Source organism: Eggerthella sp. (assembly GCF_048329335.1).
GTDB lineage: Bacteria > Actinomycetota > Coriobacteriia > Coriobacteriales > Eggerthellaceae > Eggerthella > Eggerthella lenta.
In genome coordinates this window covers 1-16,039 of sequence record NZ_DBFEGU010000186.1, presented here as the reverse complement: position 1 = coordinate 16,039, position 16,039 = coordinate 1, and the positions used below count along the sequence as shown (strand labels likewise).

At 63.5% G+C, this 16,039-nt stretch carries 13 protein-coding genes and 1 tRNA gene; all 14 read right to left on the bottom strand.

The annotated features are described in order from the left end of the window. Nucleotides 1-237 (bottom strand): CDP-alcohol phosphatidyltransferase (locus ACMO6A_RS06215; protein ID WP_418470912.1); only part of this gene is annotated, 237 nt, incomplete at its 3' end. Nucleotides 238-407: 170 nt separating this feature from the next. After that, nucleotides 408-1,247 carry a TspO/MBR family protein gene (locus tag ACMO6A_RS06210; RefSeq protein ID WP_009306410.1) on the bottom strand — a complete coding sequence of 280 codons (840 nt, stop codon included), beginning with the start codon at nucleotides 1,245-1,247 and terminating at the stop codon, nucleotides 408-410. A gap of 134 nt (nucleotides 1,248-1,381) precedes the next feature. Beyond that, entirely contained in the window at nucleotides 1,382-2,638 is a 1,257-nt protein-coding gene (locus ACMO6A_RS06205; RefSeq protein ID WP_418470910.1) for a U32 family peptidase, read from the bottom strand. A 441-nt stretch (nucleotides 2,639-3,079) separates the two neighbouring features. Continuing rightward, on the bottom strand, nucleotides 3,080-4,585 hold the full coding sequence (gene cysS, locus ACMO6A_RS06200) for a cysteine--tRNA ligase (protein ID WP_009607800.1): 1,506 nt from the start codon (nucleotides 4,583-4,585) through the stop codon (nucleotides 3,080-3,082). Between the two features lie 223 nt (nucleotides 4,586-4,808). Further along, the gene (gene ispF, locus ACMO6A_RS06195) at nucleotides 4,809-5,333 is read right to left on the bottom strand and encodes a 2-C-methyl-D-erythritol 2,4-cyclodiphosphate synthase (protein WP_114518054.1); all 525 of its coding nucleotides are present in this window, start codon (nucleotides 5,331-5,333) and stop codon (nucleotides 4,809-4,811) included. A gap of 145 nt (nucleotides 5,334-5,478) precedes the next feature. After that, nucleotides 5,479-6,321 carry a 2-C-methyl-D-erythritol 4-phosphate cytidylyltransferase gene (ispD, locus tag ACMO6A_RS06190; RefSeq protein WP_009306417.1) on the bottom strand — a complete coding sequence of 281 codons (843 nt, stop codon included), beginning with the start codon at nucleotides 6,319-6,321 and terminating at the stop codon, nucleotides 5,479-5,481. Between the two features lie 69 nt (nucleotides 6,322-6,390). Further along, on the bottom strand, nucleotides 6,391-7,335 hold the full coding sequence (locus tag ACMO6A_RS06185; RefSeq protein WP_009306418.1) for a serine O-acetyltransferase: 945 nt from the start codon (nucleotides 7,333-7,335) through the stop codon (nucleotides 6,391-6,393). Nucleotides 7,336-7,532: 197 nt separating this feature from the next. Beyond that, nucleotides 7,533-10,097 (bottom strand): ATP-dependent Clp protease ATP-binding subunit, encoded by a 2,565-nt coding sequence (locus ACMO6A_RS06180; RefSeq protein ID WP_114516404.1) that lies wholly within the window; start codon nucleotides 10,095-10,097, stop codon nucleotides 7,533-7,535. Nucleotides 10,098-10,445: 348 nt separating this feature from the next. Further along, nucleotides 10,446-12,389, bottom strand: a complete 1,944-nt coding sequence (lysS, locus tag ACMO6A_RS06175) for a lysine--tRNA ligase (RefSeq protein ID WP_114516403.1) — start codon at nucleotides 12,387-12,389, stop codon at nucleotides 10,446-10,448. Nucleotides 12,390-12,603: 214 nt separating this feature from the next. Further along, entirely contained in the window at nucleotides 12,604-13,074 is a 471-nt protein-coding gene (gene greA / locus ACMO6A_RS06170; RefSeq protein WP_009306421.1) for a transcription elongation factor GreA, read from the bottom strand. 132 nt (nucleotides 13,075-13,206) lie between these two features. Further along, a complete protein-coding gene (gene tatA / locus ACMO6A_RS06165) occupies nucleotides 13,207-13,470 on the bottom strand; it encodes a twin-arginine translocase TatA/TatE family subunit (protein WP_009306422.1) in 264 nt (87 codons plus the stop codon). Between the two features lie 374 nt (nucleotides 13,471-13,844). Beyond that, entirely contained in the window at nucleotides 13,845-14,894 is a 1,050-nt protein-coding gene (locus tag ACMO6A_RS06160) for a hypothetical protein (RefSeq protein WP_114516402.1), read from the bottom strand. A gap of 287 nt (nucleotides 14,895-15,181) precedes the next feature. After that, nucleotides 15,182-15,258 (bottom strand) — tRNA-Pro (locus ACMO6A_RS06155). Nucleotides 15,259-15,438: 180 nt separating this feature from the next. Continuing rightward, a partial coding sequence (locus tag ACMO6A_RS06150; RefSeq protein ID WP_418470906.1) for an ABC transporter permease occupies nucleotides 15,439-16,039 on the bottom strand: 601 nt, incomplete at its 5' end.

Here is a 16,039-nt window from a genome sequence, read left to right as displayed (position 1 = left end):
GTCGATGAAGGGGAGCGTCAAGAACTCGCTCACCGTCGGCACCAGCTCGCTCGCGTCGACGTAATGTCCCTTTTCGTTGAGCTTCGCGGTGTCCTGCGCGCGCCAGTATCGATCGTTGACGTCGGTCAGGTAGTACGTCTCGCTGCCGATCTCCATGTACACGGAGTGCTTCGCGTGCAGGTAGTTCGGCAGCTCGTCGAAGGATACGTCGAGCGCCTCCGCTGCTTTCGTTCCCATAACGGCCCCTTTCGTCCGAAAAACACCTTGGCGCTATCATAGCAAGAACTGTCAGCGGTTTCATCGGAAATGGGAGAATCGGTCAGCCGGTTTTGCCGGAGAAGAAGCCTTCTGCGGACGCACCGCCCCGCCAAGCCGCACCTTTTCACCACGAGCATGCTGCAGGATCGCTAGTTCTGCCGCACGAGCTTCCGCATCGAGCCGATGGGGGCGAACGTCAGGATGGCTCCGACCACGCACAGCAAGAACACGACAGCCGCCGTGAACGCCGACGCGCCCGACACGTTCACGCCCACGCCGATGAGCGCCCACAGGAACACGAGCTGGAACGCCATGTCGTCGTAGGCCTTGCGCATCACGTAACCGAACGCCAGCACGCCCGCCGTCAAGAGGATGGTGAACAACCCGTTGAAGAACGGGATGCCGCCGTCCAGCGCGCGCGTGACGAGGATGGCCATGTTGGCCAGCGTGGCCACCGTGACCCACGCGGTGTAGATGGACACGGGCACCCGTCCCGAGGCGGTCTTCATCGTGCGGCGCACGTTCAGGTACAGCGCCGCCAGCACCAGCCACTCGGCCAGGATGACGATGAACGACACGGCCACCAGCTCGAAGTGCCACAGGGCAAGCCACAGCACGTTGAGGGCGCAGCTTGCGATGAACAGGATGGACGTCATGGTGAAGCGGTCGGCGCGGACAGGCGCCGTGCGCGTGTACGCGACGAGCCACACGACCATCGCCACGTAGATGAGCGACCAGATGGCGAACACGTAGCCGGCGGGCGTGAACCACGTGAACACGCCGTACGCGATATCCGCCGACGTGGTGCCTCCCACCCGGCCTCCTTCGATGACGGCATTGCCGATGAGGGTCAGAGCGTACACGATCCACATGGTGACGGTCTCGACGGTCAGGTAACCGCCGCGCTCGAGCTTGCGGCCGGTGCGCGTGTTGCGGGCACGCTGCACGACGCTGGGCGCCGATGCGGCGCGATACGCATGATTGGGCATGATGCACCTCGCTTTCTGAAAGAAGGATGATTCCGTTCCTTTTCGTCAGGGTGCAACCCAGTGTAGCGCCGGCGCATGCACGCGCCTTGACGGCTACTTAGCAGTACTTTATCGCTTTAGCGCAGATCAGAAGCCTATCGCTCAACGTTGATACGCATGCGCAGAAAGTCGCCGGGAGCCAGCTCCTCCCCCGTTTCGAACGCATAGCGCTCGGCCGAGCGGTTCGCCACGGCAACCGGCACCCGCTTTGGCTGCGCGTCGTCCCCGTCGGGCGCGGGGAGCCAGGCGAGGTTGCGCACGCGCACGAGAGGGATGTGCGGACCCGGCGACAGCGCCTCCAGCTCGTCGCCTTCGCAGAAGCGGTTGTAGCACCGCGCGATCACGCGGAACGCGCCTTCGCCGGCCGGTTCGCACGCTTCCACCGTGGCGGCATGCCGGCATTCGGCGGTGTAGCCGTCCACGTCGGGCGACTGCCTGGCGTCGCCGTAGTAGAAGCCCGTGCCGTACGGGCGATGCGACACGGCCAGCAGCTCGTCGGCCAGCTCGGAGGAGGGAACGCCGTCCAGGGCCAGCCGGTAAGCGCGCACCACCGAAGCCACGTAGAACGCCTTCTTGTTGCGGCCTTCGATCTTGAACGAGTCGATGCCGGCCGCGGCCAAGTCGTCAAGGTGCGCCAGCATGTTGAGGTCCTGCGCGTTCATGACATAGGTTCCGCGCACGTCCTCCTCCACGGGAAAGAACTCGCCGGGACGCTGCTCCTCCACCAGCGCGTAGCTCCACCGGCACGGCTGGGTGCAATGGCCCTTGTTGCCGGAGCGGCCGGTGAGCGCGGCGCTGATCAGGCAGCGGCCCGACACGGCCATGCACATGGCGCCGTGCACGAACGCCTCCAGCTCCAGCTCGCGCGGGGCGCCGGCGCGCAGTCGCGCGATGTCCTCCACGCTCATCTCCCGCGCGCACACCACGCGGCTCGCGCCCAGCTCGTGCCATACGCGCGCCGCCTCGGCGTTGCACACCGAGGCCTGGGTACTCACGTGCAGCTCGACGTTCGGCGCGTACCGCTGAGCCAGGCGCAGCGCGCCCAGGTCGCTCACGATGAACGCGTCGATGCCGGCCGCGGCAAGCGCTTCGAGGTACGCGGGAAGCGCCTTGAGGTCGTCGGCGTCCATGAGGGCGTTCAGCGTCACGTACGCCTTCGCGCCCGCATCGTGCACGAGAGCTGCCGCAGCGGGAACGTCGTCCAGCGCGAAGTTCGCCGCGCGCTGCCGCAGCCCGAACCGATCGGCGGCCAGGTACACGGCGTCCGCACCGAAGCGCAGCGCGGCCTCCAGCTGCGCAAGCCCGCCCGCGGGCGCGAGGAGCTCGGGAGTCCTTGTCGATTGAGTTCGCATGCGCCGTATTGTAGCGCATCGGCGAACCCGCGAGCCGGCGACCACCGAAACCCCTCGCTTCGGGCGGGACAACGCCCCTACCTGGCAATCCTCCGCATCTCCGAGCCCTGCGGCACATTCCCGAGTCTTTCGCACCCTATCGCATTCCCATCCTGGACATGAGCGCGCAAGGGAACCCCGACGGCGAGCGATTGCACGTTCCGCAGGCGCTATGTGCAGCAGAATCGGGTTTTTGGCAGTGCGAACCCGCTTCGCACTGTTGATTTGCGAATGCCGAAAAAACGCGATCTGGGGTTTCACCTCGAAACGATTCGGAGAAAGACGCTTCTCCTGCCAAAAACTCGATTTTGCTGCACATAGGGAAGAGAATCCGTGCACGACGACGAAGGGCGGCCAACGCGGCCGCCCTTCGAGAATGTTCCACTCGGGATAACGCTCGCCTTACCCCTCGTAGGTCACGCGCGCGCCCTGCGGAGTGTCCTCGATCACGAAGCCCAAACCGCACAGGCCGTCGCGGACGGCGTCGGCACGGCTCCAATCCTTCGCGGCGCGGGCGTCGGCACGGGCCGCCAGCAGGGCGTCCACGGCCTCGGCGGCATCCGCGCCTTCGTAGCCCGCGATATCGGCCGCCAACCCTACGACCTCGGGCGGGTACCCTCCTGCGGCGCACGAGGCGGATGCGGCCTCCACGTCGATGCCGAACACGCCCATGAGCTCCACGATGACGCCGCGGGCATCGCGCACGGGCGGCACGTCGGACAGCGAGATGGTCTTGTCGGCCGTCTGCGCGTTCACCGCGGCCACGAAGTCGAACACCTCGCCCAGCGCCTTGCAGGTGTTGAAGTCGTCGTCCATGGCCAGGATGAACGCCAGCTTCGCCTCCTTCGTACGCTTCATCAGCTCGCGCGTGTCCAGCGGCGAGGGAATGTCCTGGGCGTTCTGCAGCTGCCAATCGAGGTTCTTCACCGCGTTCTCGATACGGCACAGCGCCGCGCCCGCCTCGGCCAGGCGCTCGTCGGAGAAGTCGAGCGGGCTGCGGTAGTGCGTCTGCAGCATAAGGAAGCGCAGCACCTTCGGATCGGTGACCTTCAGCACGTCGCGCAGCAGCTTGAAGTTGCCCAGCGACTTGCTCATCTTCTCGGAGTTGATCTGCAGCATGCCGCCGTGCATCCAGTAGTTCGCGAACGTGCAGCCGCACGCGGCCTCGCTCTGCGCGCGCTCGTTCTCGTGGTGCGGGAACACGAGGTCGGCGCCGCCCCCGTGGATGTCGAAGGGCAGCCCCAGGTACTTGCGCGACATGGCCGAGCACTCGATGTGCCAGCCGGGACGGCCCATGCCCCAGGGAGACTCCCAAGCCGGCTCGCCGGGCTTGGCGGCCTTCCACAGCGCGAAGTCCAGCGGATCGCGCTTGCGATCCTCCACTCCCTTGCCGTCGGCGCGCAGCTCGCGGTGGCCGCTCTCCATCTCGTCCACGTTGCGGCCCGACAGCTCGCCGTAAGCCGGGAACGAACGCACGTTGAAGTACACGTCGCCGTCGGCATCGTAAGCGTGGCCTCCGTCGATGAGCTCTTGGATGAGCTCTATCATTGCGGGGATCTCCTCGGTGGCCTTCGGGCGGATGTCGGGATCCAGCACGCCGGCCGCGCGCATGTCCTCGATGAACGCCTCGGTGTACTCGGCGGCCACCTCGGCAGCGCTGCGGCCTTCCTCAAGTGACTTGCCGATGATCTTGTCGTCCACGTCGGTGACGTTCTGCACGAACGTCACGTCGAAGCCGCGCCACATAAGGTAACGGCGGATCACGTCGAAGCTGATGAACGTGCGGGCGTTGCCGATGTGAATGTAGTTGTACACGGTAGGTCCGCACACGTACATGCCCACCTTGCCGCGCTCGAGCGTCTCGAAGTCGACCTTCGTGCGGGTCTTCGTATTGTAGAGTCTGATCATGGCGTCCTCGCATCCTGCCTTGCCCTTGCGCCGCGCTCGCGCGACGATGAGTTTCGACCGTAAATTGTAGCACAGGAAGGTTACGGAGCCCGCCTGTCCACCAAAGTCAGCGAGGGCTTTCGTAGCGTTTCGGATTGGCGTGAAAGGCCGACGAAGCGTGCGCATGCACGCGAGGAGGGCTTGGAGCGCCAAGCCGAGGCGCTACCAAAGCCCGCAGCGTCGGCTAGTTCCGCTGTTCGTCAGAACGGCGGAACAATATGCAGACGGCGGTCGCCGAGATGCCCTCCTCGCGGCCTTCGAACCCCAGGTGCTCGGTGGTGGTGGCCTTCACGCCCACGTTCTCCACCGCGATGCCCATGGCGGCGGCCAGATTCTCGCGCATCGCCTCGCGGTACGGCGAGAGCTTCGGCGCCTGCGCGGCGATGACGGAGTCGACGTCGAGGATATCGTAGCCCTCCGCGCGCACCTTGTCGGCCACGGCGGCCAGCAGCTTCAGCGAATCGGCGTCCTTGTAGGCCGGATCGGTGTCGGGGAACAGCTTGCCGATGTCCCCGCCGCGGATGCCTCCCAACAGCGCATCGGAGATAGCATGCGCCAGCACGTCGGCATCGGAATGCCCCAAGAGGCCGCGCACATGAGGGATGTCCACCCCGCCCAAGATAAGCTTGCGCCCCTCGGCGAACGCATGCACATCGTACCCCTGCCCAACACGCAACCCGGCAGGATCGAAAACAACAGGTTGCATCATTCGGTTCCTCCGATAACGACATGCGCGGCCTTGACGACGGTGCCCACCAAGCGAGTTCCGCACGAGCCGAAACGCCCAGCGGGCGTTTCGTGCGAGCAGGACTGTCTGAGCGACTGGGCACTGTCGCCAAGGCCTCCGCGGATGATCATTCTTCCGCCCCCTTCATGTACATGGTACGCACCGCAGCGGCCAGCATGAGGTAGTCTTCGGGGACGGTCAGCTTGATGTTGTCGCGCTTCCCTTCCACTACCAGCACGCGCCCGCCCAACCTCTCGATGAGCGACGAATCGTCGGTGCCCATGAAGCCGTCCGACAGCGCCGAGGCGTGCGCGCGGCGGTAGATGCCGGCGCGGAACACCTGGGGCGTCTGCGCGTTCCAGAACACGCGGCGGTCGGGCGTGCCCACGATCACGCCGTTCTCCACCACTTTCAGGGTGTCGACGGCCGGATGCGCCACCACGGCGCCGTCGCAGTCGATGTTGCCCTTGAGCGTGGCGATGGTGTGCGCGATGAGGTCGGGGCTGATGAGCGGGCGGGCGCCGTCGTGCAGGATGACGTACTCGTAGTCGTCCGGCACGAACTCCAGCCCCGAGAACGCCGATTCCTGGCGGCTGGGGCCCGACGGCGCCACCACGATGGGCGTGACGAACGGGAACGGGTCGATGGCGCGCTTGAGGTACTCGCTGCAGCGGTCCTCGGGACACACGATGACGATGAGCCCGATGTCGCCCACGGCGTCGAACGCCTCGGCCGACCAGGTGAGGATGGGCTTGCCCGCGATCTCCACGAGCTGCTTGCCGCCTTCCTTGCCGAACCGCTCCCCCGTGCCGCCCGCCAGGATGATGGCGGCCGTCTGCGGGTTCTTGTCGACCTCGCCCTTGAGCCCTCCCATCGCCTGCGACAGCGCGTCGAAGTCGAGGTCGTTCAGCGCGAGCTCAGGGGCGCTGAGCACCGCGGACGAGAACACCGGGTCGATTGTCTGCGTCATAAGGTTTTCCTCTCCGCCTTGCATCGTTCTTGCCACCGCTCCATTTCCCTCGCTTGCCGATCGAAGCGCCTAGTCACGCTCGCCCGGCTGGCGCACGGTGATCTCCTGCGCCTTCAGCGACACGCGGGAATTGGGGGGAACCGAAGAGGTGACGAACGTGGATCCTGCGACGACCGAACCGGCGCCCACCACGGTTTCCCCGCCCAGAACCGAAGCGTTGGAATAGATCGTCACGTTGTCCTCGATCGTGGGATGGCGCTTCACCCCGGCAAGCCGCTGCCCGCCGCGCGTGGACAGCGCGCCCAGCGTGACGCCCTGGTACAGCTTCACATGGTCGCCGATGACGGTGGTCTCGCCGATGACCACGCCCGTGCCGTGGTCGATGAAGAAGTACTCGCCGATCTGGGCGCCGGCGCCGATGTCGATGCCCGTGCCGCTGTGCGCCAGCTCGGTCATGATGCGCGGGATGATGGGCACGTTCTGCTCGTACAGCACGTGCGCGATGCGGTACACGTAGATCGCGTACAGACCCGGATACGAGAAGATGACCTCCTCCTTCGACCCGGCCGCCGGATCGCCGTCGTACAGCGCCTGCACGTCGGTGAGCAGCACCCGCTGGATGCTGGGAAGCTCGTCGAAGAACACCGTGCACACTTCCGAGGCGCGCTCGCAGATATGCTCGGGCGTGGTGCCGCCGCACAGGTAGCGCGCCGGGTCGACCTCCGCAGCATCGCGATCGTCCGAGGTGTACGTCATGGCGAGCACGATCTGCTCGCGCAGCACGCGTTCGATCTGTATGAGCGTCTCGCCGATGAAGTACTCCGGACTGGTGAACGGCGTCAGCATCTCGTCGCCGAAATAGCCCGGGAACAGCACCCGACGCAAGTCCTTGATCACGCTTTTCACGGCCAGGCGGCTGGGAAACCGCCGGCCGGGCTTCGTGAAGAATATCTCGTCGGCCTCGTAGTTCTTCTCGATGCTTTTCACGATGCGATCGAGGTTGTCTCCGAACATGGAACCTCCTGGAATCGAGTTGATCCGCTGCACTTCCCGCAGTGCACCTCGGCCGCCTTGCACGTGAAAGCGGCCGCTCCGCGGTCGGCTTGCGACGTGCCTAGTATACGACAAATGCAAGCGCAGAACACAAGAAACCCCTGCTCCTCGGGCTTCGAATTTCAAGCCGAGGAGCAGGGGCGCTTAAGAGGCGAAGCTTAGTCGGCCGCGCCGCCCGAGAACGAGCCGCCGGAACTGACGCCGGCATGGCCCAGATCGTAATTCGTCAGCAACAGCTCCGCTTCCCGCGCGATGCTGTCACGCTTGCGGGGCGCCGGGATGGAGCCCGATCCGACGGTGAACACCAGCTCGCCGTCCACCGCGTCCACGTCGATGACCGAGCCGCTCGTCCACGTGCCTTCGAGGATCTGCTCGGACAGCGGATCCTCCAGCAAGCGCTGGATGGCGCGGCGCAGCGGACGCGCGCCGAACGTGGCGTCCGTGCCTTCCTTGGCGATGAGCTTGCACGCCGCCTCGGTGAGGTTGATGGACATGTTCTGCTCGATCATGCGCTCGCGCAAATCGGCCACCATGAGCTTGACGATCTCGGAAATCTGCTCGTCGTTCAGGGACTTGAACACGATGATCTCGTCGATGCGGTTCAGGAACTCGGGCCTGAACAGCTTCTTCATCTCGGCCATGACGCGGCTCTTGATCTCCTTGTCGGACAGCCCCGCGTGCTCCTCGGTGGAGAAGCCCAGCGTGGTGGGCTGCGCGATCTCGCGGGCGCCCACGTTCGACGTCATGATGATGACGGCGTTGCGGAAGTCCACGGTGCGGCCCTGCGCGTCGGTCAAGCGGCCCTCCTCCAAGATCTGGAGCAGGATGTTGAACACGTCGGGGTGCGCCTTCTCGATCTCATCGAACAGCACCACCGAGTAGGGGCGCTGGCGCACGGCCTTCGTCAGCTGGCCGCCCTCGTCGAAGCCCACGTAGCCCGGAGGCGAGCCCACGAGACGGCTCACGCTGTGCTTCTCCATGTACTCAGACATGTCGAAGGACAGAAGCGCGTCCTCGGAGTTGAACAGGAACTCGGCAAGCGCCTTCGAAAGCTCGGTCTTGCCCACGCCCGAGGGACCCAAGAAGATGAACGAACCCGCGGGGCGCTTCGGGTCTTTCAGGCCGCTGCGCGAGCGGCGGATGGCCTTCGACAGCGCCGTGACGGCCTCTTCCTGACCGACGACGCGCTCGTGCAGCACGGCTTCCATGCGCAGCAGCTTCTCGGTCTCGGCCTCGGTGAGGTTCGAAACGGGCACGCCCGTGGTCATGGACACCACGTCGGCGATGTCCTCCACCGTCACCTGATGCACGGACTTCTGGGCGTCCTCTTCCCACTTCTTCTCGGCTTCGATGCGCTTGGCCTTGAGCTCGGACTCCTGGTCGCGCAGCTGAGCGGCGCGCTCGAAATCTTGGGAAGCGATGGCCGAATCCTTTTCGCCGCGAATAGTGCGCAGCTCGTCATCGAGCTCGCGCAGCTCCTTCGGCAGCGTCATGTTGCGGATGCGCATGCGCGCTCCCGCCTCGTCCAGCACGTCGATGGCCTTGTCGGGCAGAAAGCGATCCTGGATGTAGCGGTTCGATAGGTTCACGGCCGCCTGCAGCGCCTCGTCGGTGAAGTGCACCTGATGATGCGCCTCGTAGCGGTCGCGCAGACCCTCCATGATGCGCATGGCCTGCTCCTCGTTCGGCTCGCCCACGGTGATGGGCTGGAAGCGCCGCTCGAGCGCGGAGTCCTTCTCGAGATGCTTGCGGTACTCGTCGATGGTGGTGGCGCCGATCACCTGGATCTCGCCGCGGGACAGCGGAGGCTTCAAGATGGCGGCGGCGTCAATGGAACCCTCGGCCGAACCCGCGCCGATGAGCGTGTGCATCTCGTCGATGAACAGGATGATATCGCCCACGTCCATCACCTCCTTGATGCACTTCTTCAGGCGCTCCTCGAACTCGCCGCGGTACTTCGACCCGGCCACGAGCGCGCTCACGTCGAGCGTGAACAGGCGCTTGCCGCGCAGGATGTCGGGTACCTGGTTCGACACGATGAGCTGCGCCAGGCCCTCGGCCACGGCGGTCTTGCCCACGCCCGGCTCGCCGATGAGCAGCGGGTTGTTCTTCTGGCGTCGGCTGAGCACCTGCATGACGCGCTCGATCTCGCCGGCGCGGCCGATAACCGGGTCCAGCTTGCCGTCGCGCGCCTTCTGCGTGAGGTCGGTGCCGAACTCCTTCAGCACGCTGTCGGACGTGTTGCCGTTCGGATCGAACGGGTTGCGCCCGGCGTAGACGGGGCTCTGCCCCACCAGGTCGTTCAGCGCGCTGCGCACGTCGTCGCCCGACACGCCGAGACGCGTGAGCACTTCGAGCGCGGTGCCGTCGCCCTCGCGGACGATGCCCAGCAGCAGATGCTCGGTGGAGATGTACGATTGCCCCATTTGCATGGCCTCGCGCAGGCTGTTCTCCAGCACGCGCTTGACGCGGGGCGTGAAGGACAGATGCCCCGACACGTCGGTGTCCTCGTCGATGGCCACCACCTGGCGGATGGCCTGCACGACGGCATCGTACTTCACGTTGAGACGATCGAGGGCCTGGGCGGCCAGACCGTCCTTCTCCTGTATGAGGCCGAGCAGGATATGCTCGGTGCCCACGTAGGGCTGATGAAGCGAGCGAGCCTCGTCCTGAGCCAGGACGAGCACCTTGCGCGCTTTGTCGGTGAATTTCTCGAATGACATGCTAGCCTCTATTCTCGCAGAGTCTATCGTATGGTTCCGTGCCATCTTAGCACTCTTGTATTGAGAGTGCCAATACCGCATATGACCGCACACGGCTGCTCCACAAGCGCCGACGGACGGCCCGCTATCCATCCTACCATGTCCGCCGCCCGCATGAGCCCCTGCCCCACTATGCCTCCAAACGTGCTCGCTTCTGACAAAGACCCGAAACGTGCGCGAGCGATGAAAGCTCGGAGACGCGTGCAAGCGCGACGACGTGCGGCGCAGCGCAGGCCTCCGAACCGCGGAAAGGCCGCTTGCGCGGCATATGCGCAAGCGGCCTTTCGGAAGCGATTATGCGGCGGCGCTTTAGTACAGCTTGGCGCCGGCGGGGATGCGGTCGTCAACCATCAGGAGGTTCAGGCGCTCTTCGCCTTCCTCCTCATGGATGGCCGACAGCAGCATGCCGCACGATTCCACGCCCATCATCTTGCGCGGCGGCAGGTTCGTGATGGCGATGAGCGTGCGGCCCACCAGCTCTTCCGGCTCGTAATAGGCGTGGATGCCGGACAGGATGACGCGATCGGAGCCCGTGCCGTCGTCGAGCGTGAACTGCAGCAGCTTCTTGCTCTTGGGAACGGCAACGCACTCCTTCACCTTCACGGCACGAAAATCGGACTTGCTGAACGTGTCGAAGTCGACCTCGTCCTGGAACAGGGGCTCGACGACCACCTTCGAGAAGTCGATGGGCGCCTCGGCAACTGCGGGAGCCGCAGCGGCAGGCGCGGCAGCGCGCGGACGCCCGCCGGCCGGAGCCTCGTCCCTCATGTGGGGGAACAGCAGCACGTCGCGGATGGACGGGGCGTCGGTGAGCAGCATGACCAGACGGTCGATGCCGATGCCGCAGCCGCCCGCCGGGGGCATGCCGTACTCGAGGGCGCGCACGTAGTCGTCGTCGTAGCCCATGGCCTCGTCGTCGCCGAGGTCCTTCGCCTCCACCTGCGCGCGGAAGCGCTCGGCCTGGTCGACCGGATCGTTCAGCTCGCCGAAGGCGTTGGCGTACTCGTGGCCGCAGATGAACAGCTCGAAGCGCTCTGTCAGGTTCGGATCGCCCGCCAGCTTCTTGGCCAGCGGCGACACCTCGATGGGATGCTCGGTGACGAAGGTGGGCTGGATGAGCTTCTCCTCGGCCACGGCCTCGAAGATCTCGGCGATGAGCTTGCCCTTGCCCCATGCAGCTTCGGCGTGGCCGCCGTTGCGCTCGAGGATATCCACCAGCTCGTCGCGCGTGCGCTGGAAGCTGACATCCTCGCCGGCTCCTTCGCTGGCCAGCTCGATCATGGTGGCGCGGCGCCACGATCCGCTGAGATCCACCTGATGGCCCTGATACTCCACCTGCAGCGTGCCGCACGAGGCAAGCGCCGCCGCCTGGATGACGCCCTGCGTGAGCTCCATCATGCCTTCGAGGTCGCTGAACGCCTGGTAGAACTCCATGGTGGTGAACTCGGGGTTATGATACGGATCCATGCCCTCGTTGCGGAACTGGCGCCCGATCTCGAACACCTTCTCGAAGCCGCCCACCAGCAAGCGCTTGAGATGCAGCTCGGTGGCGATGCGCAGGTAGAAGTCCTTGTCCAGCGCGTTGTGATGCGTGACGAAGGGACGCGCGTTCGCGCCGCCGAGGATGGGGTGCAGGATGGGCGTCTCCACCTCGTAGTAGCCGTGATCCTCCATGTAGCGGCGGATGGCGGAAACCACCTTGAAGCGCTTCTCGAACGTGTCGCGCACCTCGCGGTTCATGACGAGGTCGACATAGCGCTGGCGATAGCGCGTCTCCTTGTCGGCCAAACCGTGGAACTTCTCCGGCAGGGGGCGCAGCGACTTGCTGAGCAGCTCGAACGATGCCACGGACACGGACAGCTGCCCGCGCTTCGTGCGCATCATCGTGCCCTCGACGCCGATCCAGTCGCCCACGTCCAGGTCCTTGAGCTCGGCGAACGCGTCCTCGCCCAGCGCGTTGATGCGGCAGAACAGCTGCATGTCGCCCGTGGAGTCGCGCAGCTCGAGGAAAGCCAGCTTGCCCTGATCGCGCTTCGCCATGACGCGGCCGGCGACCTTCACCTCGTCCTCGGTGGACGCGCCGTCCTCGAGGTCGGCGTACTGTTCGGCCAGGTCGGCCAGGTGGTGCGAGTACGCGAACGCATGGCCGTACGGGTCCTTGCCCGCTGCCATCAGCGCCTCGCGCTTAGCGCGGCGCACGGCGATGGGGTCGTCTTCGATGATCTGCTCGGTGGTGTCGATGGTATCGCTCATTGATTGTCCTCGAAATCACGGGTTGGCGTAGTAAGTCAGCGAGAGGCGCCCTGGTGCCCGAGATCGTGGGGAGGGCGAGGGCGAAGCGCGCCCCGAAGGAAGTCCCCGTAGGGGATACTTCGGTACGCGAGTCCCTCGGCCTCGCCGCGAGATCGGGTGCAAGGGCGTCTCGCAGCGTCGGCAAGTTGCGCCGTTCGCAGAACGGCGCAACTCACTAGTGTTCCAGCTTGAGAATGGTCATGGTGATCTTGCGGCCGGTGGGACCCGTGGTCTCCACCACGTCGCCCTTCTTGTGGCCCAGCAGCACCGAACCCACCGGGGACTCGTTGGAGATCTTGCCGGCGGCGGCATCGCTCTCGGCGCCGCCCACGATAGTGAACACGCGCTCGCGCCCACCCATGTCGACCGTCACCGTCGAGCCGATGTGCACGCTGTTCGAGCGCTTCGGGGTGTTGACCACCGTCGCCTCGGACAGGATGCGGCTGATCTCGGCAATACGCGCCTCCATCATGCCCTGCTCGTTCTTGGCGTCGTCGTACTCGGAGTTCTCCGAGATGTCGCCGAACTCGCGCGCCACCTTGATGCGCTCGCCGATCTCGGCGCGTTTCTCGGTTTCCAGGAAGTGGAGTTCTTCCTCGAGCTTGTCCTTGCCTTCTTGCGTGAGAATGAAATTGCCGTCTGCCATGAATGCTCACCTGTCCATTTACAAAAACATGCACGCTCGTCCGCAAGCGTGCTACCGGTACCTGATATGAAAAAAGCGGTATGTGCAGAGCGCCGAGCGACTGCACATACCGCGAACCAGACGAATGTAAAACTACTCGGCTTTCTTCTTAGCCGCGGTGGTGGTCTTCTTGGCCGCGGTCGTCTTCTTGACGGGCTCCTCGACCTCTTCGATCACTTCTTCCTCGTCATCGGCCTCGACGATGTTCTTATCGCCGCCGCCCATGCCTTCGCGCAGGTTCTTGACGGTCTTGCCGATGGCGCCGCCGAGCTTCGGGAGGTTCTTCGGCCCGAAGATGAGCAGGATTACCGCGAGAATGATGAGAAGCTCAGGCATTCCCATTCCCAGGATTTTCATACGTTCCTCCAAATTGCTCGTGCGAAGCGCTTCTGCGACCTCGCTCCCCCTGACGCAGCCAGGGTCACATGCCTATGCAAAAAAGGGATGTTCCCCATCCCCTTTAGCAACCAAATAACTGCTTTCGCAGCGACGGTTATGATAGCACAATGTTACAGAAGGTAAAAGAAAATGCAGCGATAATCCCCTTTCCACGCCTTCTCCACTGATATGCCCGCCCCGCCTTCGCCATGGCGAGAAGCCTTTGCCGTAGAGCACAGCCAACCGGACGAGACGCGGTCATCAACCAATTGAATCCATTTTGAACCCCGTTTTGAAACCGCTATTCGGTCGGAGACCACCGACCCTATGCAGAAATCTTGAGTATCGAGGCCCTACTTCGCAGAGAACAGCCCCGAAAGATAGCTATAACTACCGGGCATTTTATCAATCGGCTTGCTTCCGATGAGCTCTACGCTTTCGGCATCGTATTGGTATATCGCCCAATCTCCGAGCACGTATATCGACCCTTCAGTCACAACCATTTGCATCGCTTCGTGCTCGAAAGCATGCTCTTCGATAGCCCCCGTCTCTAGATCCACGATGCTCAGCGCGCTATCGTCTTGACCTTGAACGACATTGTAGTGGGCAATGTAAAGCTTGCCGTCCGCGATAGCCACGCTTGAAGGACCGCCCTTGCTCAATGGAATGAAGCTCAACGTGTTGCCTCCGGTGTCGAGTACGCCAATCTGTCTTTCCACAAGGCCAACGCTGCAGAAATAGATTTTGCCTTCATGCACAACCGCCCGGTAGGCGTCCGCAACCCTATAGGCGTTCGAATCATAGGTGCTGCAATCGATTGATTCTTTGAGGGCCAAGTCTTCGTCGTAGCAATAAATCATCGAAGAGTCGTCATCGAGAGACAATGCGAAAGCATACAGACTGTCTTCGCACCAAACGATTTTCGATACATAAACCCCCTCGATAGCTATCTTCGACACGTCCCCGTTGTCGATTCGGCAGCGGTTTATACAAGACGAATCGCAGGTGAAGACGTACTCATCGTTCACGGCCACATCATTCATGCCCGATCGACCGATAGCGTGTGTTTTGGATGCAAGGGAAGCTACATCGACCTGAAGGACGGCCTCGCCGTCTCTAACCTTAGACCTTCCTTGGGGAATAACAAAAAGACTGCCCTGGTAAACCAGGGGATTGTGAAAAACGTCACCCAAGTTCGCATAGCGCAGCGAAAGCTGCGCCACCTCGTTCAACTCCCCATCGTAGAAGACGATCCTGCTCGTTTCATCCGTCCCTCGCGTTTCGATGATGCCGATAGAGGCGTCGACGGGCGCAACCCGCTCGCCATCCGAAGCGCAACCATACAAGCCGATCACCGTGAAGAGCATCGCGCCGATTAGAAAGGGTACCGAAACTCGTTTCATAGCTAATCCTTCGATCGCAGGCATCAGGGCAACTTCTGGAGACCCGAAAAACCCGATCGGATGAATGATCGACCCTAAGAATAACACGAGCCGAGAACAAAACCTGTATGTTTGGGTATCGACGGGAGCCAAAGACAACGTTGGTCAGAAGAGCTCAAGCGAAGCGCCGAAGGCGTGCTGACCGTGCGATGCGAAGTGAGGGTTTTCTGCCCGGAGCCGTTTATGTTCCGATTGAACCCACACGGGAAAAGAAAAAGGTCAGCCGCGAACGGCTGACCTGCAATTTCTGGTCGGGTTGACAGGATTTGAACCTGCGGCCTCTGCGTCCCGAACGCAGCGCTCTACCAAGCTGAGCCACAACCCGATGTACTGCTTCAAGCAGCGACGGATATGATAGCACAATGTAATCGAAGGTAAAAGAAATTGCGACAATATTTCTTTTTCCACGCCTTCTTCACCGGTGCTGTAGGAAGTATTTGCATGCATTGGGAAACTGACCGTTCTTGCGAGGCGCGGCGACTTGTAAGCGATCGGGCGGCGCAGCTTATTCGGTGCGCAAAGCCTCGATGGGGTTCTTGCGGGACGCCCGGTAGGCGGGGAAGATGCCGAACACCAGGCCGATGGCCGTAGCTGCTGCAACGGCAACCGCCACCACGCCCCACGACACCACGAACGCCAGCCCCACGGTGCCCATGAGCAGTCCCAGCGCGATGCCCGCCGCGATGCCCAGAACGCCTCCGATAATGCTGAGCACGAGGGCTTCGAGCAGAAACTGCACGAGGATGTCGAAGCGGCGCGCGCCCAGAGCTTTCTTGATGCCGATTTCGCGGGTGCGCTCGGTCACCGACACCAGCATCACGTTCATCACGCCGATGCCCGCAACCACAAGCGATATGCCCGCGATGCCCGCCAACAGCAAAGTCATGGTGCCGTCGATCTCGTTGCCGGCCCGCAGCATCTCGTCCTGGGAGATGATGTCGAAACGTCCGGGGGGAATATGCACCGTGCCCGTGAGGTACGAGCCTATCTCCCCTTTCGCCGCCTCGATGGCGTCCTCGCCGCGCGCTTTCGCGTAGAAAGAGGTGATCGTGCCGCTCTCCCCCATGCTCACGGCAGTGGAGAAGGGAACGAGCGCCACGTTGCCC